Origin of the sequence: Aliivibrio sp. A6, from assembly GCF_028765505.1 — a bacterium.
GTDB lineage: Bacteria > Pseudomonadota > Gammaproteobacteria > Enterobacterales > Vibrionaceae > Aliivibrio > Aliivibrio finisterrensis_A.
Genome location: NZ_JARACR010000008.1, coordinates 1 through 22,954, shown reverse-complemented (window position 1 = coordinate 22,954; position 22,954 = coordinate 1). Strand labels below are relative to the sequence as shown.

The following is a 22,954-nucleotide window of genomic DNA, read 5'->3' as shown; positions in this document are numbered from 1 at the left end:
TCGTAATTTCTTCAATGCTTTTTTCTCTTTTAGTTTTTCCTTGTACTCCTTTCCTTCACTAAAGCTCAATACTTTATTTACGTGCGTTAATGTCCGTGTAAGGGTTTCGCATCGTTTTGATTGATGTTCTTTATAATATTTTTTTACAGATTTAGCATCACTTGGAAAAGAGAGCATCGTCAATAACAAGGGGTAGTAATAACTTTTCATAATTATGTTTTGTGTTGAGAATAACAACAAAGATAGCGTTAATTTGTGGATTTAGGAGGATAACGTTATCAAGTTTCGTATCATGTCGCTTCGCACTGCATTTGTGTTTGTTTTATACTTATTTGAAATGATATGTAGATCACCTTGTTAAATAATTATTATCAAAGTATTCTAACTGTATATTGTACTTTAAGTTATACTTCTATTAATTAAGATAAACGGCAAACCATATTATGAGATTCAGTACTCTCTCTTTATATTCCTCATTGTTTCTCACGTCTTCTTTCGTTTTTGCTAATGACGAAGATCTTAGTGCATTGATGTTAATGAGCTTGGAAGACCTTTCTATGTTAGAAGTAAGTGTAACCAGTGCCTCTAAGAGAGAGCAGCATATCTCAGAAATTCCTGCAGCTATTTACGTTATATCTAACGAACGAATTGTACGTAGTGGTGCAAAAACAATAGCAGATGCACTATCTCTTGCTCCTGGTATCGAAGTTAGTCAATTTAATGAGTCTAACGACTTTGTATCTTCTCGTGGCTTTCATGATGGCTTATTTAATAAAATGCTCGTGATGATAGATGGGCGGAGTGTATTTAGCCCAATGTATGGTGGCGCATTCTGGGAAAACATCGACTACATTCTTGCCGATATCGAACGAATTGAGATTATTAGAGGTCCAGCAGGAACGATTTGGGGTGGTAATGCGGTTAATGGTGTTATTAATATCATCACAAAATCGACTAAAGAGACGTTAGGCACTTATGGCCAAATCGCGTATGGGCAACATGGCTATAAAGAAGCTTCTGTACGTCATGGATTGCAGTTTAATGATAACACCACAGCAAGAGCCTTTTATAAAGCTAAAGATACTTTTAGCGTAATTGATAAGTTTCAGAGTCAATATGAAAGTGACAAAGTAAATACGATTTCAATACAAACCGCCGGAGTAAAATTTGATATCGAAGAGGGTAATTCATCTTGGATGCTAGCTTTTGGCGGAGAAAAGTCAGCACAATATTATGATTGGTATACTGTTGATATGAGTGATCTTAATAGGCAGTATGATGATAGTTACAAAAGCGTTGATAGCTCTTCACTTTACGGGCAAGTTAATCACACAATCGAATTAGCTAATTCTCAATGGCAAACTAATTTATGGTATTGGCAAGACAAAGACAACTCTCCCGATGCTCACGGAGAATTCAATACGATTGATTTAGATTCAGTTTATACCTTACAGTATGGTTCAGATGTAACGATCTTAATTGGTGGTGGTTTGAGGCATATCAATATTAAATTACAAGATTCAAGTAATTATGATGTGAGTCATGTTGATATATATAATCGCTACTCAAGCGATCCTATATCAAGCGATACAACCAGTAATGTCTATGCTCAAATTGACTATAATTTTACTGAACAATTTATGATTCAAGTTGGTGCAAAAGCCGAATACTTTACGCTTAATGATTCTTTTGAGGTTTCCCCACAGATACGAGGTTTATATTCGATCTCTGCCAGTCAAAAAATATGGTTTGGTGTAGGCCGGGCAGTGGTAACCCCTTCTTATTTTGAGCAAAAATCTACTTATACAAACTATTATAGTTATGTTTATGAAAACAAATTTTATGATGGTGTTGCCACTTATTTACCATCTGCAAGTCTAGATAATGAGAGTGTTATAACTATTGATGCTGGCTACCGCTTTGAAGGTACTAACGTCAATATGGATTTAACCACATATTTAAGTTCGTATAACAATGTTCGTGGTCACGACTATATAGGCTACCTTAATGATGGGATTGGTAATTATTATGATCTCTATGAATTTAATGATGATTACGAAGCTCAAACTTATGGTGCAGAGGTGGCTATCGAATGGAATATCAATTCTTCGCTAAAAAATTATACCAGTTATAGCTATCTTTCATTTTCACAAGATAGGGTGCAGGGTGATTCAAATGCGTCTGGCTCTGATGATTACTTCGAAATAAACCATCAAAATATGCTTTCAAACCAACTATTGTGGCAAGTAACAAATAGCATTCAGTGGGACGTTGTTGTGAACTATAAAGATATCGACTATACGAGTGATAGCAACCAATTCGTGTATGATGTTGATAACTTAATATCTTTAGATTCTCGTATTGGTTGGAAAAAACATGAAAATGCACCACTTGTAGAAGTGATGGTAAAAAATATTGGAATGTCGAGTAAATGCGAACTAAATACTAATATCTATTATGATCAATGTAACGCCTATGAAACCGAGCAATCTATCTATGGCAGGGTTTCGTATGAGTTTTAAACAGCCGAAACTACTTTCGTATCTTCTGCTCTTTCTTATTGGTTACTGTCTGCCTGTTCAGTCTCAAGCTGCTTATCAGGCCCATCAAATCGAAGCGGTTTATATCTTTAGAATTGCAAACTTTATACAGTGGACGAATAAGCCACTCGAATCACCTTTAACATTTTGTGGTGAGTCTTTTGATCCTGTGGTTCAAACCTTAATTAAAATATCGACAGATAAACGTATTCAAGATCGAAATGTTAATATTAAAACCAGCGGTGAAGATACAGCAAATCAATGTGATATCTATATTGCAAATAAGAATACTAAGCCAAGCGAGTTACAAGCAATGGCTGAAAATATCTTAACCATTAGCGGTAAGAAAAATTTCACGCATGAACGCGGTATGATCGAATTAAGGCAAGTTGACGGTAAAGTAAAACCTATCATTAACCTGGATAATCTTGAAAATACGTCCTTTAAGATAAGTTCTCAGTTACTTCGTATCTCAATTATTGAGGGAGGAAATAACAAATGAATTGGATAGAAAAAGCCTCTTTACGACAGCGCTTAGCGGTACCGCTTATTGCGTTCATTTTCAGTTTATTTATTATTCTTCAAGGTTATAATTATGTTAACACTTACCAAGTGCAGCAAACGAATTTAATCGATAGAATAAAAGTTTTATCTAATGGCGTCAGTGTTAACTTACAAGCCGCATTATTGTTTGATGATGAAATAACAGCTTCTGAAGTTCTTCATGCATTTAGTGCTGATAAAGAGATTTTGCAAGCTCTATTACTCAAAAGTGATGGGCGATTATTTGCTGAATATCGGAAAGATGGATTAGTTGCAAAAGCCCCAAATCGAACGCTTCAATTAGAAATTGCAAAGAATGGTTATGCTCTTGGAGAAGATGCAATCTATATACTTATCCCAATTTTTCTTGATAACGAAGTGATCGCTAAAATCCGTCTAATTGTATCAAAAGAAGGGTTAAATGAGACAAGATTATCTGCAATGCGAGTGGCGTTTTCCTTATTTGGACTCATTATTATCTTTAGCTATATTTTCATAGCTAAAATACAACAATGGGTAATTACACCTGTCGTTAATTTGAATGATGCAATGCAAGGGATCATTCTTAGGGGGGGAGTTTGGCCAACGTCCTAATGTGGCAACAAGCGATGAGCTAGGGGATTTAACTTTATCCTTTAATAAAATGGCTGACAAACTGGAAGAGCGTCAGAAGCAGCTTAATTTTGTATTAGATAAAGTTGAGCAAGAACGAGATTTTGGTAAGCAAATTATCACGGCAGTTCAACATGGTCTTTTTGCTATTAATAAAAAGAACGGACAAATCCTATTATCTAATGACGCATCAAAAAAACTATTTCCAGAAAAGCTAGATGATGAATTTAGCGATATATTTTTACTGGATATTATCAATGCACAGGAAGAAGGTAAGCTTAAAGAGATCATTACACAATGCCAAGAGGTTGATGATCTATTAATTCAAACAAAACAGGACTCGACGTTACAGGTAACAACTCGTGTCTTACCCAATAAAGAGCAATTGTTATTTTCGATTATGGATGTAACTGAAGTAATACAAAACCGCACGCAACAGAAATTGGCTGCAAATGTATTTAAAAATAGCCAAGATGGCGTATTAATTTTTGATTCATTAGGCAATTTAACGTTAATGAATCCTGCATTTACAGAAATGTTTGGTTATGAATTAAATGACTTAATCAGATTATCAATGACTCAGCTATTTGATGGTAAGCACTTTACTACTTCAACAAATTTGCTTGCAGAGTCAATTGAACGCTTTGGTCAATGGCATGGTGAGGTGCTAGAAAAAGATAAAAATGGTGTGGAATTACCTTTATATATTAAAGCAAGTAAGATAAAAGATGATGAACAAAACGGCCAAAATAGCTACATTTTTATTTTCAGTAACTTAAGTGACGCAAAAGAAAGAGATCGTTTGTATTACCTTGCTCATCACGATACGTTAACTGGTTTACCTAATCGTTCTAAGTTTTATAAATCAGCAAATCAGACGATTGAGAAAAACAAACTCACTACGGGTCAGTTTGGCTTATGTTACCTAGATCTAGATGGCTTTAAATTAGTTAATGATACCTATGGGCATGATGCTGGTGATGAAGTATTAAGAGTTGTTGCAAAACGTTTAGAAAATGCAGTGAGAAAAGGGGATCTTGCTTGCCGATTAGCCGGTGACGAATTTGTTCTCTTTATTGAGCCAGTGCAAGATAAAATGCAACTAGCAGAACTTTCAAGTCGAGTAATAGAATCAATTCAAAAACCAATCGCTTATAAAGGGATCACTTTGTTTGTTGGGGTTAGTATTGGGGTAACCATCGCTTATTACAATGAGGAAAAGGATATTGATTACGTGCTGAAGGAGTCTGATCAAGCAATGTATGAAGCGAAACTTTCCGGTAAAGGGCAGTATATATTTTATGAAGTGTGACAGAATGTGTGTAAATGTTAGAAAAAACTATTTACCTTATCTGAATTGATGATATATTACTCAGGTAAAGCACTTTTTAAACAATAGATAGGATAGATTAATGGAAATTTTATTATTAGTTGCATTTGTTATTGCTGGTGCAATTATGGTAAAGAAAGAAAAAGCTGAACAAGTAAAATAATATAGATATCCCTTTTTTAAACAATTTTATATCTATGTGAACCAAGATAATCATTGCGATTATCTTGGTTTTTTTATTTTTAAATTAAGATTCAATTTAGCGCTAAACTCATTTCGACTATGCCATCTGACATCTGAATGTCTACAGTAAACCCAAAATGTTGCGCTAATCCAATCATCCCTCGGTTTGATGGCATCGTCATTCCGTTCATCACTTTAATACCTTGTGATTTGCAATATCGAATAATCTTGTCCATTAGAATTTTCCCCAAACCTAAGCCTTTAAGGTCTGAGCGTACCAATACAGCGAACTCGGTATTAATGTTATTTGGATCAGATAATGCACGAACCACAGCCAGAATAACCTCTTGATTATCAATCTGTTTTGTCGCGACAAAAGCCATTTCTCTGTCATAGTCGATTTGAGTAAAGTTCGCTAGAGCTTCATGATTAAATTCACCAACATCAGAAAAGAATCGTTTATATAAATCTTCATGTGATACCTGAGAAATAAACTCTGCGTGTTTTGGCTCATCTTCAGGAAGAATTGGACGAAGTAATACTGAGCTATGATCTTTAAGTTGTGAAAATTCTTCTAATTCATTTGGATAAGGTCTAATGGCTAATCGTTTATGAATGTCGCCAGTAAAATGCTGTACCTTCATGGATGAATCAATGATAGTGAGATCAATACCCGAGACAAGAAGAGGGTGTATATCAAGTTCAACTATTTCAGGACAATCAAGTACCATCTGAGAAAGACGAACGAGAAAAGCACTTAAATCAAAGATACTCATTTTTGTTGGAGAATTGCGATGCTGAATAATATTTTCTTTAATCGCGTATTTTATGAGGTTTTCAGCTAGCGCCATATTAAGTGGTGGTAATGCAACGGCGGCATTGTTATTGAGATCCCATTCAGATCCGCCTTCGCCAAGTAAGATCACCGGGCCAAACACTGGATCTTGGCATACTTTAATCCGTAACTCTTGAGATCCCGCTCTTTGAGCCATTTTTTGAACGCTTAACCCTGAAATTCGAGCTGAAGGGTAGCTAATTGATACACGATCAATAATAGATTGTGCTGCATTAATAACTTCTTCTTTGGTGTTTAAATTAAGCATTACACCTTGAACATCGGATTTATGAGGGATATCAGGAGAACGGAGTTTTATGGCAACAGGGTAACCAATATTCTCGGCAATATAACCTGTCTCAACTGGTTCCTCTGTGATCCAAGTATCTACGGTCTTAAATCCGTAGCATGAATATAGGGTTTGGGTTTCATGGGTATCAAGGTCGGTCAGGTTATGTGATACACAATTATCTAACCATTCGCGAGCCATTCTCGCGTCATGCTTATTAATGTGGCCAGACGATACTGGGGTTTCTATTAAGAGCTTCTGATTACGATGGTATTCGACTAAATGAAGGAATGCTGAAACCGAGCTCTCTGGTGTTCGATAAGTTGGAATACTAGCTTGTGTAAAGCGTAAACGAGCTTCTTTCGAAGAGCTCTCTCCTGACCAATTAGTTAAAATAGTAAACTTTGCTTTGCGTTTGTGATTACTGATTAACTGGACTAATTTAGCAGCTGTTTGTGTCGCATTAGAAATTGCAGAAGGGCTATGCATAATTAAAATAGCATCGCAATCTTCACTGTCTAATAACGCGTTAACCGTATCACAGTACCTTTGTTCATTAGCATCACCGCCAATGTCTATTGGATTGGAATGTGACCAATTATGAGGAAGGTACAGGTTTAATTGTTCGACTAATGTGTCACTTAATTGTGCAAGACTTCCACCTTGTTGCATTAAGCTATCAACCGCCATAATTGCAGGACCACCGCCATTTGTTACTATTGCTAAACGTTGCCCGCGGAATGGAATAGGGTGTGCAAGTGTTTCTACTGCTGCAAATAATTCATGAGTGTTTGATACACGTAACATACCTGCCCGTCTAATAGCCGAGTCATACACTGCATCTAAACTGATCTCTCCATTGGTATGTAGTTGCGCCGCTTTACTTCCTGCAACGGAGCGACCACTTTTTACGACTAAGATGCGTCGATTACGAGCGGCAGCACGAGCGGCAGACATAAACCGTCGTGCGTCTTTGATTGAATCAATATAAAGTAGTATGGCGTCGGTTTTTGAATCAGTGCATAAGGCATCTAGCAGCTCACTGAAATCAATATCAATACCATCACCTAAAGAAACAAAAGCAGAGAATCCAATCTCTTTTTCTTTCGCCCAATCAAGTATGGTAGTGCACACTGCTGCTGATTGAGAGATAAAGGCAATGTTTCCTTTGTTGGCATTAATTGGAGAGAATGACGCATTAAGATTAACCCAAGGAAGGATTATCCCAAGGCTGTTTGGTCCTAAAATTCGCATATTAAATTGAGAAGCAATTCGTGCCGCTTCATAAGGTAAAGGCTCCCCAATACCGCTGCAATGTAAATGCATATCAGAAGAGAGAATAATGACTAACTTAACGCCCTTTTCTCCGAGTTCTGTTAATATTTTTACGTTCTCACGTGCCGGAGTGCATAAAATAGCAAAATCAGGCGTAATGGGAAGGGAAGGAATATCTGGATAAGCAAGGATCCCACAGACGGAATGATAGTTAGGGTGTACTGGCATTATCGGCCCATCAAACTCACCATCTAATAGGTTTCTCATTACAATATGACCAGCGCGATCCGAGTGTATTGACGCGCCAATAACCGCAATTGAACGCGGTCGAAAAAGCGTTTTTAAATCTGACATTACAGCTCCCTTAATCCTTATATAAGAATAAGATAGCTGAGAATGTATTTTTTGGCTTAATAGAATAATATAAACAAAACCTAGCGCACAAAAACACAACAATTGTACCGTAATCTAAGGAAATATTTGAGTAATTGAACAGATAGAGAGCTAAAGACTTGATTGTCTTGTATATCAGGTGCAAAATTAGGAAATCAGCATGACTTATAATTGTGAATTAAAATGAAAAGAATCATTCCTATTACGTTAACCGCACTACTTGCAGGATGTACAAGTAGTTCGTATACCACAAACATCACGACAGAAACCTCTGAAGAAGTGTACCAAGTATCTCAACCTATTGAAGAAGAGGTAACTACTTTTGAAGAGACTGAGATTGCTGCAGAACCACAAACTGAAAAGCCTGTGGTTAAATTAACGCCAGAAGAGACATCAGCAGTTGCAGAGTCTGATGCGGCTGTGAAGATTTTACCACCAACAAGTAAGCAAGACGAAATGCATAATCGCTATGGTTATACGCTTCAGATCCTTGCCTTGAGCCGTAAAACAGATCTAACGACTTATGCTGGAAAATTAGCAGGCGAACAACCTGTTTGGATGAACCGTAAAACCGTGAATAATATGCCATGGTATACGATTTTGTATGGTGATTTTGCAACACCTGCAGATGCTCGTGCAGCAATAAAAACACTGCCGGCTGAGATTCAAGCATACGGTCCATTTGTTCGTAGCATTAATAGCATTAAAAATTCAGATAACCCTGAGTTACACAAATTAAATTAAATACTAAATCGGCAGGCTTGCTTTAGCTTGCCGATTATTTTCAATAGTGAATATTATGACTCATATCCTTTTACTTTGTGGCGGTAGCGGTACCGAACATGAAGTGTCTTTGGTTTCTTCGAAATACATTTCTCAACAACTATCGGAATTAAATTCATTTCAAATCACGCATCTTGAAATTAAAGATGGTGCTTGGTTTCATATCGACTCTGGTTTGAAATATGAATTACGCTCTGACAAATCATTACTTTGTGGTGATGAGAACCTAGGTCTAGTTGATTATGTTATCCCTTGTATTCACGGTTACCCTGGTGAAACGGGCGATATTCAATCAATGCTTGATATGTTCGGTATTCCTTATTTAGGTTGTGGTGCAGAAGCAAGCACAAACAGCTTTAATAAAATCACATCAAAGCTTTGGTATGACGCATTAGGTATACCAAATACGCCATATTTATTCTTAACGGAAAACAATAAAGAGACACATAGCTCTGCATTGGCGGCATTTAAAGAATGGGGCGGATTGTTTGTTAAGGCCGCTTGCCAAGGTTCATCTGTTGGTTGTTACAAGGTCACGTCTGAAAGTGAATTATCACAAGCTATCGATGATGCTTTCGGGTTTTCTGAGCAAGTGTTAGTTGAAAAAGCAGTTAAGCCAAGAGAGTTGGAAGTTGCTGCGTATGAAATTGACGGTAAGCTATTCACAACGCCCCCAGGTGAAGTAACCGCTCCTGATGGCGCATTTTATTCTTACGATGAAAAATACGGCAGTGGCAGTCATTCAACGACAACATTAACTGCTGAAAATTTATCGGCTGAGCAAATTGAGTTAATTAATCAATACAGCCAAAAAGTATTTACACAGATGAAGCTAAAAGATTTATCTCGTATTGATTTCTTCCTAACAGAAGAGAACGAAATATTCTTAAACGAAGTGAATACCTTCCCAGGAATGACGCCAATTTCAATGTTCCCTAAATTGCTGGAACATAATGGAGACTGTTTTAAAACGTTTCTAAAAAAAGCAATTCTTAATTCAATTAAGTAATTTGTATTACTTTAAGTGATAAACAAAGGCCTGATATTATTCAGGCTTTTTTTTGAATTTATCTTTTTGCCTTTCTGAACGTTCAATATTTCCAATGTATTGATTTGGCATTGCAGGGCTAACCCAACGACCTAACTCTTGAATTTCATGAACGGTATAGCCAGACTTAGAAAGTTCTTTCGTTGCACCCACTCGAGCAGATAATCCAGAAAAATTAACCTCCAGATTAAGTAATTCGTTTGCACGACGGAAAATACGATAAATAGACGAGTCATTTAAGTGACTTGACGAAAGATTCTGATGTCGGTCAAGCCCTCTGAATAAATAGCCCTCGGTAAGATGTGATGCACTTAGCCAATTATTAAGTAATAAAGTCGTTTCTTGTGATAGTGGATAATAATTCTGTTTCAGTTGAATGACACAATTTCCAAACTCATCAAAACAAACGTCATCAAGAGTAAGGTCTCTTAACTCTCCACGCTTTAAGAGTAATTCAAACATTAAGTGCCAGATAACTAAATCTCTAATGTCTTTTAATTCAACAGAGGAAGACAGTTGGCGTTCAAGCTCTGCAAGCATACTAAGAGTAATGCCTTCTGTTTGTTTGCTGTCGTCTCTTTTATCTAATCTTATCTTTCCAACCGCTGCTTTTACTTGAGCTGTTTGAGTAGGGTCTTTCAATTCGAATGCGTTATGGACATGTGAGATAGATATAAGGGAACGCTTAATGGACGCTAACTTTTTTTCTTTCGCTTGTTTTTCAATAAAAATGCGAATTGCAGTCGTTGAGGCTGGTAAGGCCATTACATGATGTAGCTGACAAAATACAACAAAATTATTCCAATCATTTTTGAATGAAATTAAGCTATTACGTGAATATTTCTTTTTTAAGCAAGAAGCAAATGTATCTATATCGATATCTGAACTTAAGAAAATAGACTTATCCATTCTAGTGCACCATAACTAATTTTTCTGTGTGACAAAACTATATCACAAAAATTAAACGCACATAAGATCACGATTCACTATCTAAAGTCTGGTGTAAAGCTAAAAAATATTCGATCCTAACTATGTGGAAATAAGTAATTAACTAGTAAGAGTAATTGGTATGCAAAAGTCATTATATAAAGGTTTCTTCATTGAAAATAAGACAGGTATTCCTGATGACTGGAAAGTACTGATTAAAAATAAGGTGTTACACGGTCACTTAAGTGCAGTAAAGAAAAGCATTGATTGGTGGAGTGACACAGGAGCAATCATACCGCCTAAAGAATTTGGTGATATGGGCGAAACGGCAATAAATGAGAAAAGAGACAAATCACGTACCGAAGAGCATAAAGGTTTTCAAATCAAGAACGATACAGGTGAAGAAAAAGCTTGGTATTGCTTATATCATGGGAAATTAGCCAAAGGTTCATTGGCTGCAATAAAATCCTTTTTGGATAAACATGAAAAATAATTTACAATTCATCATCACTTTAAAACGAGATTAGTTATGTCTTTAGTATATTCAACCGATATTGGCCGCATTAAACAAGAAGAAGTAAAACAAGAGCGCCCAAAAGGTGATGGCATTGTTCGAATTCAACGTGAAACCAAAGGCCGTAAAGGTAAAGGCGTTTGTGTTGTTACTGGTTTAGATATGGAAGACACGCAACTTAAATTATTAGCTGCTCAGCTAAAAAAAGTATGCGGTTGCGGTGGCGCTGTTAAAGATGGCGACATTGAAATTCAAGGCGATAACCGTGAGAAAATCAAAGAGTTCCTAACAAAGCAAGGTCATACAGTAAAACTAGCCGGTGGCTAATTATTAATGGAGCTTTGAAAGCTAATAATCAAACGATGAATACGAAGTATTATTGAATGATTATTAGCTATTTTATGGTAAATAAGATTATCGTTAAATAGCCATAAGAGACGAGAGTATAAGCAGGGATAATTAATTAACTAACTAATTGAGTTTGAATCTCCTTGTACCTTATTTAACATAATATACAGTGAGCGCCCTTTCTTAACATGCTTTTATTCTCTTTTAAATCATAAACTTAACCACTGTCTCATATTGTCCCATTTTAGGAATTTAAATGGGTACTCGTTTGCGTTGTTGCTTGATTGTTATTAGCAGCCAATAGGGTGGTAACTCTATCGGTTTTGTGTCTCGAATTGCTATTAATTAAACTACTTAATAACTCTATAGCTCTTTGATTTTTAACTTTATTCTCGCATAAGTTACTAATTAGTACATCTAGCGGGTCTAACTCCAAAACATCAGCAACATGTAGCGCTATATCTATAGATGCAATATTACCCCTGTAATAGCCACTTACAGAAGTTCCAGTAATTCCTAGTATTTTTGCAATTTCCCTGTCTGATTTACAGGCAAAACGGGCTCTCACGGAATCCATTAATTCAATTGTTGTTATCATAACCCCTCCTTTTTGAAGAGGATATTTGTAAAAGAGGGCGTGAGACAGTCTCTTGCACACAAAAATGACAGATAGTATCTTTCACTCGAATTATTGAGATCCTTTTGTGATCCATTTAACGAGTGGAATGTATGGACAAGCTAGTATTAACGAAGTTACAAGAAACAATTATTGCCTTTAGAAAAGAACTCGATATCGAGTACGTAGATGATCCAGACTGTAGTATTCAAGATGTTGAAAAAGCACAATCTATGCATTTAGTCATGGTGCTACCTTTTGCTATAAGTTTAATTTCAGACACTCAAGTAATTAACGGTCTATCAGAACTATTATTAGAGCATATGAACCGTAGTATGATTGAGTCTGCTATGGGTGCGACTGCCGATGTATATTCAGATCTTAATCGTGACACTCTAAAATTCGTTACTAAAGCCGCTGTGCAGGCGAAAGCAGCATAATGACGGCTACCATTCAAACCAAACACTATAAGCGCAGTGAACGCCCGTTCGCTGCGCTTAATCGTGCGTTTTGGTCTAAAATGGTAAAAGCTCCATCTGCATATGAATTGCTGCAAGCTCCATGCGGACAAGCTACTCGTAAATCATTAGTCAAAGACGTAGCAAAATTTATGGATACGCTTGTATCTAATATGTGTTTTGTTTCTCGCAAGATTACACACACACCAACAGAGAAAGGATCTTTCTTGTTTACGTGGGACGCTATCGCGCTGAAAATGGGCGTGCCGTCATACCGTGTTAAACAATGCTTTGAATATGCAAGTGATCGCGGTTGGGTAGAATCAAGCGATCAAGCCAGGGAACGTGGCGAAGATGGTAAGTTTATTTTTAGAGTTACCACCAAGAAAGTGACAATGAAGTATTTTACTGATTTGGGACTTATCGAAAAATTCAAAGAAGCTCAAGAAGCAGCAAAAGCATACCTAACGAATAAAGCTAAAGGTTTAGGTGTGACCACTCAATTAATGCTTACCCCTGTAGGCATCCTAAAAGCTATCTGGAAGCGAAACGCTGAAAAGGGTAGTTACACACCTGATTACGTCGATAAAGGCGTAGACATACCATACTAGCCATTTAAAGCCCTATTAAATAACAGAAAGCCCCTTAACTGGGGCTTTCTTGTGTTCGCTTGTTTTTATGACTCAGAAAATAGACGCACTTGCCCGTCAATAATTAAGACATTAATTTTTAATTAAGTCAAATTAAATCGTAACACATTAATTTTGCTATCAAATTGCTCACATATCAATCAGGTTGTGTGTGGCTGTGGATAACTTCATGTATAACGCTCGTTTCAACTTCTCAACCACTCCACGTAGTGACGCTACCTACATACGCAGCATAGATTCTCTATATGTTCTTTCAGAAATAAAGGATCTTATTGTTTAAACCCCGACAAAGTCGGGGATAAGTTAATGTAACGGCCTTTCGAGGGCTTCGCCCTGAGGCCTTGTTGTCGTCGCGTTAAGTGCTTTTTGTCATACGACCGTTATGTTGGCCACACTATGAATATTAAGTGGTAGTTCTTATCGCTACGCGATGATTCTGGCATGAAGAGAAAGGCAAGATTTAAGAATGGCGTTTATCTGGCGTTATTTCGCAATCTGAGAGCTTTTAAACATATAACCCATACCATTTAATCAATACATATCAAATTGAGCTTAGAAGCGCTTACAGACGCTTAAGTATTAAAATAACCGTTTTTATGAATAAATAACCGTTTTTAAAACGGCTATTGCATAAATACTGAATATAATATCTAATTTATGCACTTAAATTGTATAGGTATTCATTTGTGAGGTTTTTAATGTTCAAGTTTATTACAAGCTGGCCTGTATGGGCTGTGTTCCAGTCATTAGTGTGTTTGGGGTTCATATTTTTATTGGTTGCGGTAGTACCTATCTTTCTTCCAGATTTACCCATTATTAATGCGCCTGAATTGGTTATTAATACATGGCTCTATACGACGTTAGTTATTATCGCTTATGCGTTTGTAATGGCTGTGCGTGACAGGAAAAAAGAATTAGAAAAAGAGCAAGAATTGCGTGTTAAACGCCTATTCGAGTATCAAGTTAAGCAAGCATTAGGGGAATCAATGAAAAATTCACATTTCCTTAAGAAATATCAGCATAAAGAAATAGTGTCCTCTCGCCTTATTTGGTGGAAAGAAAAGTATAAATTCCTATTAGCTGCAAAACACGGCAACCATAAAATGTATGCCGACGATTTACATCGTAATATTTATATTTTTGCTACGGATGAACAAATGAAAGATGCTGATTTTTTGTTGAAAGAAATATCATTTGAACGTGCTCGGAATCTTGCTCAATTTAAAAAATATGCGGTTATGACCGTTGGTTTTATTGATGAGACTGAATTAAATGAATGAATTAATCCAACAGTTAGAAATTGCAGAGCGTCGTAGAACGGTACAGTCGCGTGTCGTTATTCGTTGTTATGAAGAAATGAAAAAATCCATGCTCAAGAAAGCCATTGCGAAAGACTTAGAACCAGTTCATGAACTAATGAATTTATTCAGTGAAGAAATGAACGCGCAAAACGAATTATTAATGAAATTAGCTGAGGGCGTTAAATAATGGCTACAGAAGTCGGTTTTTTATTTTGTAAAAGCTGTGATGGTCGCGCGAATGTGCTTGAGTTTGGCGGTCAGAAAGTCGGAACATTTTATACAAAATGTGAGTGCGGAATAAATCAAGGCGGTGGCATTGCTCGCCAAGAATTTATTAAAGCTAATATGGTTAAAACGGTTTCTGAATATGAAGAAAACCGTTTACAAAAACCATTAATAACCGTTGTAGAACCATTAAAAACGGTTATTGAAACGGTTCCCGAAACTGAAAACCTAGAATTAACGGTTATTGATAACGAAAACAATCAGTTAGAAACCGTTATAGAACCGTCTGAAACGGTTATTGAAACCGTTAATAACCCACACGGAAAGGGTTTTATTGCTATGTGTGTCGGTTTAGGTACGGCTTTTGGGCTATGTGTTGGTTATAAATTGGGGGTTGCTCGTGGTTGAACCGTGGAAAGAAACCGTTATTGATGAACGCTTTTGTGGAATGGTTGAAGCGTTAAAGGCCTCTGATGCTCAAGCCGAATTAAATCAAACGCCAGAAGAGCAAGCCGAAGCAGAGGCCAATAGTGAACGCTTTGAAGCTACCTGTGCAAATGCTGAAGCTCGAGCAGCCGTTTTTACTCTCGAAAAGTTAGCGCAAAAGTTTATCCATAAGCGCATTAAAATTGATGATGAAGTGAAAGCCGAAGCAGTAGAAAACTTTGGGCCTCTTCTTATCAAATATGGTGCATTGTTGCCGTCATGGTTGAGTCAATACGAGCAAGAAATCATGGCACTTAAATCTATGGGTGAAATTGGTTGGGACGTAGCGAAACAAGCTAAGAAATACAAGCAAGAAGATGCGCAAGCCGTAGCCCAGCAACATAGCCAAGAAGAACACAAGGAAGCAGCATGATAACCATTGCAGAGCCAGTAAACCCAAACAACGCGCTAGATTGTCGTAATGCTATGTATGTCGGTTCGTCAGGCAGCGGAAAGACTACTGCAGTAAAAAACTTAAACATAGCTGCAAATGATTGTGTTGTTTTCTTTGATGCGTTCGGAGACTACGAGGGCACATTTAAAGGCCAGCAAGTTTTTACTTACTATACCTGGTCTGATTTTTCAGAGAATCTATTTAAAGCTCGTAGTTCTGGTAAGCCGTTTAAGATTGCGCGTGGTTTTAAAGGCCGAATTGAAAAAGGCGACTTTGAACTATTTTGTGCGCTTGCATGGGCGTGTGGTGACGGCAGCAAAGAGCCGTTAAATGTAGTCTTAGAAGAGTTAGCGAAGTTCTGTGATACTGCAGGAAAAATGGACGGCTATGTAGGGGACTTGATCCGTATCGGTCGTAAGTTTGGACTACGTACACACTGTATTTTTCAACGTGGCCAAGAAGTCGGTAAAACCGTGATAGGTAACTGTCCGATTAAGTGGATAGGATACCAAGACCGTGAAAATGATGCGGTGTATTTATCAAAAGAGTTAGGCATAGCATCCGAAGCAATCGCAAAACTTGAAAAACTTGAATACATCATAAAAACGGAAAAACACGGAAAAGGTGAATTTGATAACGGTAAATTCACCTTTAAGCAAGCTGAAATTAAATCAGTTAAAAAAATAAAGGGCAAATACACGCTTGAAGCGTGACTTTGATCACACTTTAAATGCAAATAACCTATAGGTTATTAACGGTTTTGGGCATTGACTCAAAACCGTTTTTTTATGTCTTATGCACTCTCATTTTAAACATGAGGGTCATTAATTGACTAAACCCCAAGAAGCTACAGCCAAGGTTGTAGTAGGTACGGTAGTACTAACATTCGTTTGTATGGCATTGATTCATAAGTATCAGCCATTCGATTTAGATCACACGTTCGGTCTTAACGACTAATAACAGGAAAGCATTATGCAAAATTGCCGACACAGAAAATTAAGTGCTTTCTCTGGTGTAGTTAAAGGTGGTACCGCCACATTAACATTACCAACGGGCGGTACGTACGAACAAATTATTTTACGTACGAACTTAACGCCAGACGAGCTAACGCGCGTTGAAATTACGTTGAATGACGATAAGTTTTATAACGTAACATCAAATCACTTGAACATGCTTCAAGCCTACCACATGAAAAAAATCGTTGAAGGTGTATATGTTATTCCTTTCTCTGATTTCAATAATATTGAGCGTGCTGCAGTCTCATCAACAGCGTTTGTAACTGAGCCTAACGATCACATTACGCTTGATTTAAAACTATCTGATTCGATTGCTGAAAACAAAGCAATCAAAATTGATACGTTTGCGATCATGTCTGATGCGCAGCCTTACCGTAAGTTATTGCCTCGTCTTTACACGCAGACAATGACCGCTACAGCGTCAGGTGAGAATGATTTCTCTGGTTTGCTATCGTCTACAAGTCGCTACGTTCGTCGTATGCACTTCAAAACAAACAAGATGGACAAGCTAGAAATTAAGCGTGATGGTCGTGAAGAAGGTGAAATGCATAAAGACATTTTACAGTTCGTTGCAGAGACTAACGGTAAAAAATGGAATGTGGATTATTTCCATTACGATCCACTTGTTTACGGTTTTATGCGCGATTTCTTGCTACCAACACAACACGCAAGCGAGTTCTTTTTCCGTGTAAACACGACTGAAGTAGTGCAATCAATTGAAATTCTAATTGAAGGTCTAGAGTCAGTCGCAGCCTAAGGAGCTTTACATTGTTTGGAGCTATAGGCGATATGATTGGCGGTGCTGTGGATTCCGTTATTGATGGTGTTCAGAGTGGTATAGAGGCGGTCGGTGATCTTGCCGATAGCCTCGGCGGTGCAAGTGACAGTGTAGCAAACGCGTCAGATAAAGTAGATAACGCAGTTGACAAAGTTGATGACGTTAAAGATACAGTGAATAACTCGTCAGGCTCGAAACCTACGCCATTGAATTGGACGTATATCGGGATTGGTGGCGTTGTTCTGATTGGAGTTATCTACGCAGTAACAAGAGGGAAATAATATGGCATTGCCATTAATTCCCCTTTTATGGATTGCGGGCGGCTCGGTGGGCGTTGCTGCGCTTCATGGCACTGCAAAAGTCGCAGAGGAAACAGGTGAAGCGGTTGAAAAGTCCGAGGGCTTTTTAACTCGCGTCATCGTTCTAACTGTAATTGGTGGCGTGATCTATTTTGGCGCTAAGGCGGTTAAATAATGTTTGGTGACATTCTTGGAGATTTGAGTGGCGTAGAAGATACCCTTTCACAGTTTGGGAATGTTGGCAATTTGGGCAATATTCCAGATTTGGGAGGAGTTGAAAGCGTGATACCAGGAATGGGCGGAATGCCTAGTTTAACAGGTGGCGCAGGTGGTGCAGCCAGTAACGAAACCACAACGAATAATAGCAGTGGTTTTCAGGGTGGTAGCATTCAGTTTGGTTCTAATGCCACTATTTCACCGTTTGTAATGGTTGCGGTTGTAATTGCTTTAGGAGTCTATTTTGTCAAACGTAAAGGGTAACTTTAAGAATGTTACTTGGGGTCGTGTTAAGCATCGTTTAAAGCCGATCCTAGGAACGCATTTTGAAGAAGCAGAGCGCAGAGTCCTAGCAGGTACAGAGCGTGTTTTTATGATTAATGACTACTCTGTTGTGTTGCTACGTCAAGAAGGCTCTGAGCTACTTGTAGCAGGGTTTGACGGCAATCTCGAAGAGTGTGCGCCATTAATCATTATGCAAGCGCGTAACCATGGTTTCAAAACCGTTCGTGCTCACGTTGAACGTCGCTCACATTTACGATTACTAAAGCGTATTGGTTTACCGTTTCAAATGGTAAACCAACAACGTTGTAAAGCCCTTAATTGTGACGAGTTCGTCATTCGGTTGGTGTTGTAATGGGTGGTGATGGCGGAGAATCAAGCAGTACAACGACAACAACGACCACAAATACCAGTGGTTCCAATGCTGCGCAAGGTGATAACAACGGCACTATGATTTCGGGAGTTAATAACTCTCAAATTACAGTAACCGACCATGGCGCAGTTAATGGATCGCTTAATTTTGCGGGGGACGTTGTTGATAAGGTGCTCGAAAGTAACACTGCAGCAAATAACAACGTTGTTGATGTTGCTAATAATGCAATGAGTACCGTTAAAGATTCAGCGTCACAAATGGCTATCAACGCTAAAGAATCAATGAATTTTGCCAAAGAAATGGCAACAACAACGATTACAGGCGGAAGCAGCGAGGGACAAAAGCAAATCGCTATGGTTGTCGTTGGGTGCGTTGTTGTGATTGGGGTTGTGTTTGGTATTAAGGCTTGGAAATCATGAAAAGAAAATACACGTTAGGTGTTGGCGAAAGTTATACGTTCACTGTAGGCCAAACCGATAATTATTTGATTTTACGTGATGCTAGCCATTCGTTAATTCTTGAAAGTGATTCGTTCAAAGACGTTGAATTAACTCGAAGTGATACGGTGATTATTACTGATTACCGTAACATGGAATTGCGCTTTTTAAACACGAGTACAGAGTCTATTTATTTTGAATTTCAACTATCAGAGGTTGATATCCGAATTAAAGAGCAACGAATGAGCGTCGAGGGTGGTATCACCATTGATGAAATCATTCAGCCTGTAGTTGTTAGTGAAATACAAAAGCCAGTATCTATTAGTGGCACTGTCCCTGTATCGCTTGAACAAGTGGTTCAAACTGAATTTGTTGAACCTCAAGAAGTGGTTCTTACGAACCATAAAGAGGTTCAGAAAGTTGAAGTACTGAATCAACCAAGCGTTATTACTAACGTTAGGGCTATAGGTGATATTCAATTGACGGCAACAGGACAACACACGATTTCAGGTAATAACAAGCGTAAAGGCTTGCTAATACAAGCAAGTGATGAAAATAAAGAAATCATTGTGCTGTGCGGCTTTATGCGTTTAAAAGCGGATGGTATGGCGACATTACCCGCTTGTAATGATGTGATCATTACAGGTGCAGAGGGTGATAGTGTTTATGTTGGAGAAATTTATTAATGCAGCCTTTAATGGTTTTAAATTCACCTAAAGTGACCGTTTCGGGCGATAGTTCGGGCGGTGGTTCATTGATTGGTGCGCCTATCTATTGGCCGTTACCTTCTTGCCCTAAAGGGTATTTGCCTATGATTGGCCAAGCATTCGATAAAGTTGCTTATCCAGAATTAGCCCTTGTGTATCCTGACGGCTTTTTACCTGATTCGCGTGAAGATTATTTTCGAATTGCCAGCGAGGGACAAGAGCCGCTAACACGTCAAGAGCAATCAGTGCAGCCGTTGGGGTTTGTTGGTGATGATTTGGGCGACCATTACCATCCCATCCAATACAACGCTGCAGCATCGCATGGTGGCTCTCGACTAGCTGGTTACACTAACGTAACGTCTTCGTATAGTAAGAGCACTGGTGCTGCTTCTGCTGGTACGCCAACTGGTGTAATTACAGGGACAGATGTAGAAACTCGGCCACGTTCTTTATTGTGGAATTGTATAACGAGGGCTGAATAATGAAGTTTGAATTTTCTAAACATGACCGTGTAATGGTGTTACATCATTTTGATAAAAATAATCAACATACTTTTACTAAAGAATGCGTTATTCATGCAAATACAGGTTTACCAGCTAAATCAACATTAAAGCCATTACCACAATTAAATGATAATGAGCGAGCGTATTTTATTAATGATGATTGGGTTAAAACTGAATTTTTCATTGGTCGTAAATATTACGATGAATACGCGCATGAATTAATTATTGATTTATTCCCTTTTGATTTGCCAGTTAATTGTTCATTTGAAAAACCATTACCACAAAAAGATGGTTACTATGTCAAACTGGTAAATAATCAATGGATTTATCTAACTGATAATATTGGCGAAATTGCCTATTCAAAATTAGATTACAATGATTTTGTTATTGAATCTAATGACGAGTTACCAGATACACATACATTAATTGAGCGTAAAGCATTCTCTGCTTGGAATGAACAATCTAATGATTGGATATATCAACAAGAATTAGAACGACCAATTAAAATAATTCAAGAAAGAGAGTGGCGAGATAATGAATTAAATATTGTGTTATCTCGAATTGACCAATATGAAAAGGATAAAAATTATCCTGTAGAACTACAGACCTCATTATTATCAGAATCACAATTTCTTGAACTATTGAACGATAGAAAATCACTGTGTGATTATCCACAAGAACCAAGCTTTCCGTTTTGTGAACGTCCAGCATTAAACGGTGAGTATTTTGTCAATGATTAAAAAAGTATTAGTTATCGGGGCCGTATGTGGCCTCTTATATGTGGGAGTTCGTCAAACCATGCCTTTAGGTATTCGTAATAATAATCCGTTAAACATTAAGTTTAGCGAGGGTAATAAATGGGAAGGTCAAACGGGTCAAAACCGCGGTTTTTGTACGTTCTCGAGCTCTAAATATGGTATTCGAGCAGCGGCTCGATTACTTAATAATTATATGACAAAAAACAGCTTAACTTCTGTCACAACGATTATTACAAAATGGGCACCGGGATCGGATAATAATCCGACCAAAGCTTATGTCGATTTTGTGGCTAAGTACATCGGTGTAAATGCTGCAGATAATAATCTTACAAGTGCGCATATTCCCGCTTTAATCGCAGCTATGACGCGATTTGAAAACGGTATACAACCGTATTCAATGTCTGCAATTAAAGCAGGTGTGGAGCTTGCAGGGATTAAGCTATGAAGAAAGGCCAAGTGATTGTACTAGAAATATCTGTGAGTGTGTTTACTGCGGTTCTATCGGCATATTTAATTGCTAAAATATTAAAGCAAAACGAAGTTAAAAAATGACGTTCTTAAAATCTATTTCGCATTATTTCGGGAGCTTCTTTGTTAATAGAGCAAAGTTAAAAGACGAAATAAACAAAATGAAAATAGAGGCGTTAATTAAGCAAGACGATTTTTCACAATTAAATCGAGGTTGGAAAGATGAATTTCTATTACTCTTGATCATCTTTCCAATGATTTTAATGTTTATACCAAGTACACAAGCGTTTGTACTTAATGGGTTCATAGCCCTTGAGAAAGTGCCTGAATGGTATTTGTATGCGGTCGTTCTTGTCTTTGTTGATACGTTTGGTTTTCGCTCGATGCTGAGAAAGATTATAGAAAGCAGGTTTAAGTGATCGGTGATTTAGCAATTATTCGCCTAGCGATAGAGCTAGGATTGACAATAGAGTCGGGCGCAATCGCTTTTCTCGGCTGGCAAATGTTCAAGATGAACAAGCAGTTAATGAGTTTAATTTCTGCGCATGATAAGCGCATTACAATATTAGAAGTAAGGAAAGACAATGGCTAGTAAAGCAGGTTTAAAATCAAACGGTAAACTAAAGAAAGGCTATAAGTTTAAGAAAGGCGGTGGCACTGTGAAAGTATCAACAACCAAGAAAAAGCCAACTAAACGAAGTCGTAAAAAGAAGTAGCCAGGATAAACATTAGCTTTTACTAATGTTTGACCAGGATATAAAAAGCCGGTGCATGTGCACCGGCTTTTTTGTATCAAAAAAATAACCTATCTGAGATAGGCTATTTGTTATTAAAATATATTTTATTGTTTTGGTTCATCATGTAGTTACACGCTGAACCGTCGATTATTATAGAGGATTCTATCCAAGCTGAATAGCTTTCTAATTGTGTAATGGTGATCCGGCGTCCGTTAGGGGTTGTGATACCGTCCTCGTCAATCGTCCATTTATCCCACCGTAAACCGTGACCACGTAACGCACGACAATTCCTATTTCTAATCATATCTAGTGCCCAAATGGGGAGCTTATCAGTCTGCATCCATCGGTAAATTGTAGAACGTGATACACCAAACCAAGCACAAGCCGACGAAATATCACCGTGAAAGTGCATATCAATCAATATTTTTACTGGGATTTTCATAAAACCAACGATGAAAGTTTTTGATTAATGGCACATTTCCATGAAATATTTTTATAGTAAGTAGTGAAAAATGCCAAAAATCGCCAAAAAGAAAAGATAGTATTATGATTGTTTTTTTGAATATATGCAGTAAAGGCTTGATAAGCTTATTAATTAACAAAGTTATTTAACATAATATACATAATGCG

The 22,954-nt window shown here is 37.6% G+C and carries 31 protein-coding genes; 27 read left to right on the top strand and 4 right to left on the bottom strand.

Annotated features, from left to right (window positions below; translation table 11 throughout):
- The first annotated feature begins 443 nt into the window (after positions 1-443).
- From PVK70_RS06830 to PVK70_RS06815, 4 genes are read left to right on the top strand one after another with little or no spacing between them, the layout of a single operon-like run.
- Positions 444-2,522 carry a TonB-dependent receptor plug domain-containing protein gene (locus PVK70_RS06830; RefSeq protein ID WP_130049104.1) on the top strand — a complete coding sequence of 693 codons (2,079 nt, stop codon included), beginning with the start codon at positions 444-446 and terminating at the stop codon, positions 2,520-2,522.
- On the top strand, positions 2,512-3,042 hold the full coding sequence (locus PVK70_RS06825; protein WP_165367235.1) for a YfiR family protein: 531 nt from the start codon (positions 2,512-2,514) through the stop codon (positions 3,040-3,042). The genes PVK70_RS06830 and PVK70_RS06825 overlap by 11 nt, the downstream gene beginning before the upstream one ends.
- Positions 3,039-3,677: a CHASE sensor domain-containing protein gene (locus tag PVK70_RS06820; protein ID WP_274441294.1), complete on the top strand. Its 639-nt coding sequence runs from the start codon at positions 3,039-3,041 to the stop codon at positions 3,675-3,677. The genes PVK70_RS06825 and PVK70_RS06820 overlap by 4 nt, the downstream gene beginning before the upstream one ends.
- Positions 3,625-5,007, top strand: a complete 1,383-nt coding sequence (locus PVK70_RS06815; RefSeq protein ID WP_274441293.1) for a diguanylate cyclase domain-containing protein — start codon at positions 3,625-3,627, stop codon at positions 5,005-5,007. Before PVK70_RS06820 ends, PVK70_RS06815 begins: the two co-directional genes overlap by 53 nt.
- Positions 5,008-5,279: 272 nt before the next feature.
- Here PVK70_RS06815 and PVK70_RS06810 read toward each other — a convergent pair whose 3' ends face one another.
- Positions 5,280-7,961 (bottom strand): bifunctional acetate--CoA ligase family protein/GNAT family N-acetyltransferase, encoded by a 2,682-nt coding sequence (locus PVK70_RS06810; RefSeq protein WP_130049101.1) that lies wholly within the window; start codon positions 7,959-7,961, stop codon positions 5,280-5,282.
- Between the two features lie 222 nt (positions 7,962-8,183).
- Here PVK70_RS06810 and PVK70_RS06805 point away from each other — a divergent pair, with 222 nt between their 5' ends.
- Together PVK70_RS06805 and PVK70_RS06800 are read left to right on the top strand one after the other, a co-directional pair.
- On the top strand, positions 8,184-8,744 hold the full coding sequence (locus PVK70_RS06805; protein ID WP_130049100.1) for an SPOR domain-containing protein: 561 nt from the start codon (positions 8,184-8,186) through the stop codon (positions 8,742-8,744).
- A 55-nt stretch (positions 8,745-8,799) separates the two neighbouring features.
- The gene (locus PVK70_RS06800) at positions 8,800-9,792 is read left to right on the top strand and encodes a D-alanine--D-alanine ligase (protein ID WP_130049099.1); all 993 of its coding nucleotides are present in this window, start codon (positions 8,800-8,802) and stop codon (positions 9,790-9,792) included.
- Positions 9,793-9,828: 36 nt separating this feature from the next.
- Here the strand turns inward: PVK70_RS06800 and PVK70_RS06795 are convergent, their stop codons facing one another.
- Positions 9,829-10,740 carry a tyrosine-type recombinase/integrase gene (locus tag PVK70_RS06795; protein WP_130049098.1) on the bottom strand — a complete coding sequence of 304 codons (912 nt, stop codon included), beginning with the start codon at positions 10,738-10,740 and terminating at the stop codon, positions 9,829-9,831.
- 160 nt (positions 10,741-10,900) lie between these two features.
- Between PVK70_RS06795 and PVK70_RS06790 the strand changes: the two genes are divergently transcribed.
- A complete protein-coding gene (locus PVK70_RS06790) occupies positions 10,901-11,251 on the top strand; it encodes a DUF3319 domain-containing protein (RefSeq protein ID WP_130049097.1) in 351 nt (116 codons plus the stop codon).
- A 36-nt stretch (positions 11,252-11,287) separates the two neighbouring features.
- A complete protein-coding gene (gene yciH / locus PVK70_RS06785; protein ID WP_130046102.1) occupies positions 11,288-11,599 on the top strand; it encodes a stress response translation initiation inhibitor YciH in 312 nt (103 codons plus the stop codon).
- Between the two features lie 265 nt (positions 11,600-11,864).
- On the opposite strand, the gene PVK70_RS06780 is transcribed toward yciH, so the two are convergent.
- Positions 11,865-12,218: a hypothetical protein gene (locus PVK70_RS06780; RefSeq protein ID WP_130066372.1), complete on the bottom strand. Its 354-nt coding sequence runs from the start codon at positions 12,216-12,218 to the stop codon at positions 11,865-11,867.
- 131 nt (positions 12,219-12,349) lie between these two features.
- On the opposite strand from PVK70_RS06780, the gene PVK70_RS06775 reads away from it, so the two are divergent.
- The 19 genes from PVK70_RS06775 to PVK70_RS06685 all read left to right on the top strand — a co-directional run bounded on the left by PVK70_RS06775 (position 12,350) and on the right by PVK70_RS06685 (position 22,303).
- Positions 12,350-12,676: a hypothetical protein gene (locus PVK70_RS06775; protein WP_130066371.1), complete on the top strand. Its 327-nt coding sequence runs from the start codon at positions 12,350-12,352 to the stop codon at positions 12,674-12,676.
- Positions 12,676-13,305 carry a hypothetical protein gene (locus tag PVK70_RS06770; protein WP_130066370.1) on the top strand — a complete coding sequence of 210 codons (630 nt, stop codon included), beginning with the start codon at positions 12,676-12,678 and terminating at the stop codon, positions 13,303-13,305. The genes PVK70_RS06775 and PVK70_RS06770 overlap by 1 nt, the downstream gene beginning before the upstream one ends.
- A gap of 737 nt (positions 13,306-14,042) precedes the next feature.
- On the top strand, positions 14,043-14,624 hold the full coding sequence (locus PVK70_RS06765) for a hypothetical protein (RefSeq protein ID WP_130066369.1): 582 nt from the start codon (positions 14,043-14,045) through the stop codon (positions 14,622-14,624).
- Positions 14,617-14,832: a hypothetical protein gene (locus PVK70_RS06760; protein WP_130066368.1), complete on the top strand. Its 216-nt coding sequence runs from the start codon at positions 14,617-14,619 to the stop codon at positions 14,830-14,832. Before PVK70_RS06765 ends, PVK70_RS06760 begins: the two co-directional genes overlap by 8 nt.
- Complete coding sequence (locus PVK70_RS06755; RefSeq protein ID WP_130066367.1) at positions 14,832-15,278, top strand: hypothetical protein; 447 nt, start codon at positions 14,832-14,834, stop codon at positions 15,276-15,278. The genes PVK70_RS06760 and PVK70_RS06755 overlap by 1 nt, the downstream gene beginning before the upstream one ends.
- Positions 15,271-15,729 carry a hypothetical protein gene (locus PVK70_RS06750; RefSeq protein WP_130066366.1) on the top strand — a complete coding sequence of 153 codons (459 nt, stop codon included), beginning with the start codon at positions 15,271-15,273 and terminating at the stop codon, positions 15,727-15,729. Before PVK70_RS06755 ends, PVK70_RS06750 begins: the two co-directional genes overlap by 8 nt.
- Complete coding sequence (locus PVK70_RS06745) at positions 15,726-16,463, top strand: type IV secretory system conjugative DNA transfer family protein (protein WP_130066365.1); 738 nt, start codon at positions 15,726-15,728, stop codon at positions 16,461-16,463. The genes PVK70_RS06750 and PVK70_RS06745 overlap by 4 nt, the downstream gene beginning before the upstream one ends.
- 259 nt (positions 16,464-16,722) lie before the next feature.
- Positions 16,723-17,523, top strand: a complete 801-nt coding sequence (locus tag PVK70_RS06740; protein WP_130066364.1) for a major capsid protein P2 — start codon at positions 16,723-16,725, stop codon at positions 17,521-17,523.
- An 11-nt stretch (positions 17,524-17,534) separates the two neighbouring features.
- Positions 17,535-17,825 (top strand): hypothetical protein, encoded by a 291-nt coding sequence (locus PVK70_RS06735; RefSeq protein WP_130066363.1) that lies wholly within the window; start codon positions 17,535-17,537, stop codon positions 17,823-17,825.
- A gap of 1 nt (position 17,826) precedes the next feature.
- A complete protein-coding gene (locus PVK70_RS06730) occupies positions 17,827-18,018 on the top strand; it encodes a hypothetical protein (protein ID WP_130066362.1) in 192 nt (63 codons plus the stop codon).
- Positions 18,018-18,323 (top strand): hypothetical protein, encoded by a 306-nt coding sequence (locus tag PVK70_RS06725; RefSeq protein WP_130066361.1) that lies wholly within the window; start codon positions 18,018-18,020, stop codon positions 18,321-18,323. Before PVK70_RS06730 ends, PVK70_RS06725 begins: the two co-directional genes overlap by 1 nt.
- A complete protein-coding gene (locus tag PVK70_RS06720; protein WP_130066360.1) occupies positions 18,304-18,696 on the top strand; it encodes a hypothetical protein in 393 nt (130 codons plus the stop codon). Before PVK70_RS06725 ends, PVK70_RS06720 begins: the two co-directional genes overlap by 20 nt.
- Positions 18,696-19,133: a hypothetical protein gene (locus tag PVK70_RS06715; protein ID WP_130066359.1), complete on the top strand. Its 438-nt coding sequence runs from the start codon at positions 18,696-18,698 to the stop codon at positions 19,131-19,133. The genes PVK70_RS06720 and PVK70_RS06715 overlap by 1 nt, the downstream gene beginning before the upstream one ends.
- Positions 19,130-19,837, top strand: a complete 708-nt coding sequence (locus tag PVK70_RS06710) for a hypothetical protein (protein WP_130066358.1) — start codon at positions 19,130-19,132, stop codon at positions 19,835-19,837. Before PVK70_RS06715 ends, PVK70_RS06710 begins: the two co-directional genes overlap by 4 nt.
- The gene (locus tag PVK70_RS06705) at positions 19,837-20,340 is read left to right on the top strand and encodes a tail fiber protein (RefSeq protein WP_130066357.1); all 504 of its coding nucleotides are present in this window, start codon (positions 19,837-19,839) and stop codon (positions 20,338-20,340) included. Before PVK70_RS06710 ends, PVK70_RS06705 begins: the two co-directional genes overlap by 1 nt.
- Entirely contained in the window at positions 20,340-21,101 is a 762-nt protein-coding gene (locus PVK70_RS06700) for a hypothetical protein (RefSeq protein ID WP_130066356.1), read from the top strand. Before PVK70_RS06705 ends, PVK70_RS06700 begins: the two co-directional genes overlap by 1 nt.
- On the top strand, positions 21,088-21,564 hold the full coding sequence (locus tag PVK70_RS06695) for a structural protein P5 (RefSeq protein WP_130066355.1): 477 nt from the start codon (positions 21,088-21,090) through the stop codon (positions 21,562-21,564). The genes PVK70_RS06700 and PVK70_RS06695 overlap by 14 nt, the downstream gene beginning before the upstream one ends.
- Positions 21,565-21,667: 103 nt before the next feature.
- On the top strand, positions 21,668-22,006 hold the full coding sequence (locus PVK70_RS06690; protein WP_130066354.1) for a hypothetical protein: 339 nt from the start codon (positions 21,668-21,670) through the stop codon (positions 22,004-22,006).
- Between the two features lie 165 nt (positions 22,007-22,171).
- Complete coding sequence (locus PVK70_RS06685; protein ID WP_274441291.1) at positions 22,172-22,303, top strand: hypothetical protein; 132 nt, start codon at positions 22,172-22,174, stop codon at positions 22,301-22,303.
- 103 nt (positions 22,304-22,406) lie between these two features.
- Here the strand turns inward: PVK70_RS06685 and PVK70_RS06680 are convergent, their stop codons facing one another.
- On the bottom strand, positions 22,407-22,628 hold the full coding sequence (locus tag PVK70_RS06680) for a DUF3653 domain-containing protein (RefSeq protein ID WP_165370009.1): 222 nt from the start codon (positions 22,626-22,628) through the stop codon (positions 22,407-22,409).
- Positions 22,629-22,954: the final 326 nt, after the last annotated feature.

Bases quoted from the DNA above. Each gene is read 5' to 3' on its own strand.
- PVK70_RS06760 (WP_130066368.1), top strand. From the start codon at position 14,617: ATGAATGAATTAATCCAACAGTTAGAAATTGCAGAGCGTCGTAGAACG.
- PVK70_RS06795 (WP_130049098.1), bottom strand. From the start codon at position 10,740: ATGGATAAGTCTATTTTCTTAAGTTCAGATATCGATATAGATACATTT.
- PVK70_RS06730 (WP_130066362.1), top strand. From the start codon at position 17,827: ATGGCATTGCCATTAATTCCCCTTTTATGGATTGCGGGCGGCTCGGTG.
- PVK70_RS06825 (WP_165367235.1), top strand. From the start codon at position 2,512: ATGAGTTTTAAACAGCCGAAACTACTTTCGTATCTTCTGCTCTTTCTT.
- PVK70_RS06830 (WP_130049104.1), top strand. From the start codon at position 444: ATGAGATTCAGTACTCTCTCTTTATATTCCTCATTGTTTCTCACGTCT.
- PVK70_RS06690 (WP_130066354.1), top strand. From the start codon at position 21,668: ATGACGTTCTTAAAATCTATTTCGCATTATTTCGGGAGCTTCTTTGTT.
- PVK70_RS06745 (WP_130066365.1), top strand. From the start codon at position 15,726: ATGATAACCATTGCAGAGCCAGTAAACCCAAACAACGCGCTAGATTGT.
- PVK70_RS06820 (WP_274441294.1), top strand. From the start codon at position 3,039: ATGAATTGGATAGAAAAAGCCTCTTTACGACAGCGCTTAGCGGTACCG.
- PVK70_RS06710 (WP_130066358.1), top strand. From the start codon at position 19,130: ATGAAAAGAAAATACACGTTAGGTGTTGGCGAAAGTTATACGTTCACT.
- PVK70_RS06810 (WP_130049101.1), bottom strand. From the start codon at position 7,961: ATGTCAGATTTAAAAACGCTTTTTCGACCGCGTTCAATTGCGGTTATT.
- PVK70_RS06775 (WP_130066371.1), top strand. From the start codon at position 12,350: ATGGACAAGCTAGTATTAACGAAGTTACAAGAAACAATTATTGCCTTT.
- PVK70_RS06755 (WP_130066367.1), top strand. From the start codon at position 14,832: ATGGCTACAGAAGTCGGTTTTTTATTTTGTAAAAGCTGTGATGGTCGC.
- PVK70_RS06800 (WP_130049099.1), top strand. From the start codon at position 8,800: ATGACTCATATCCTTTTACTTTGTGGCGGTAGCGGTACCGAACATGAA.
- PVK70_RS06680 (WP_165370009.1), bottom strand. From the start codon at position 22,628: ATGATTAGAAATAGGAATTGTCGTGCGTTACGTGGTCACGGTTTACGG.
- PVK70_RS06705 (WP_130066357.1), top strand. From the start codon at position 19,837: ATGCAGCCTTTAATGGTTTTAAATTCACCTAAAGTGACCGTTTCGGGC.
- PVK70_RS06790 (WP_130049097.1), top strand. From the start codon at position 10,901: ATGCAAAAGTCATTATATAAAGGTTTCTTCATTGAAAATAAGACAGGT.
- PVK70_RS06780 (WP_130066372.1), bottom strand. From the start codon at position 12,218: ATGATAACAACAATTGAATTAATGGATTCCGTGAGAGCCCGTTTTGCC.
- PVK70_RS06805 (WP_130049100.1), top strand. From the start codon at position 8,184: ATGAAAAGAATCATTCCTATTACGTTAACCGCACTACTTGCAGGATGT.
- PVK70_RS06765 (WP_130066369.1), top strand. From the start codon at position 14,043: ATGTTCAAGTTTATTACAAGCTGGCCTGTATGGGCTGTGTTCCAGTCA.
- PVK70_RS06715 (WP_130066359.1), top strand. From the start codon at position 18,696: ATGGGTGGTGATGGCGGAGAATCAAGCAGTACAACGACAACAACGACC.
- yciH (WP_130046102.1), top strand. From the start codon at position 11,288: ATGTCTTTAGTATATTCAACCGATATTGGCCGCATTAAACAAGAAGAA.
- PVK70_RS06815 (WP_274441293.1), top strand. From the start codon at position 3,625: ATGATGCAATGCAAGGGATCATTCTTAGGGGGGGAGTTTGGCCAACGT.
- PVK70_RS06685 (WP_274441291.1), top strand. From the start codon at position 22,172: ATGGCTAGTAAAGCAGGTTTAAAATCAAACGGTAAACTAAAGAAAGGC.
- PVK70_RS06700 (WP_130066356.1), top strand. From the start codon at position 20,340: ATGAAGTTTGAATTTTCTAAACATGACCGTGTAATGGTGTTACATCAT.
- PVK70_RS06770 (WP_130066370.1), top strand. From the start codon at position 12,676: ATGACGGCTACCATTCAAACCAAACACTATAAGCGCAGTGAACGCCCG.
- PVK70_RS06740 (WP_130066364.1), top strand. From the start codon at position 16,723: ATGCAAAATTGCCGACACAGAAAATTAAGTGCTTTCTCTGGTGTAGTT.
- PVK70_RS06725 (WP_130066361.1), top strand. From the start codon at position 18,018: ATGTTTGGTGACATTCTTGGAGATTTGAGTGGCGTAGAAGATACCCTT.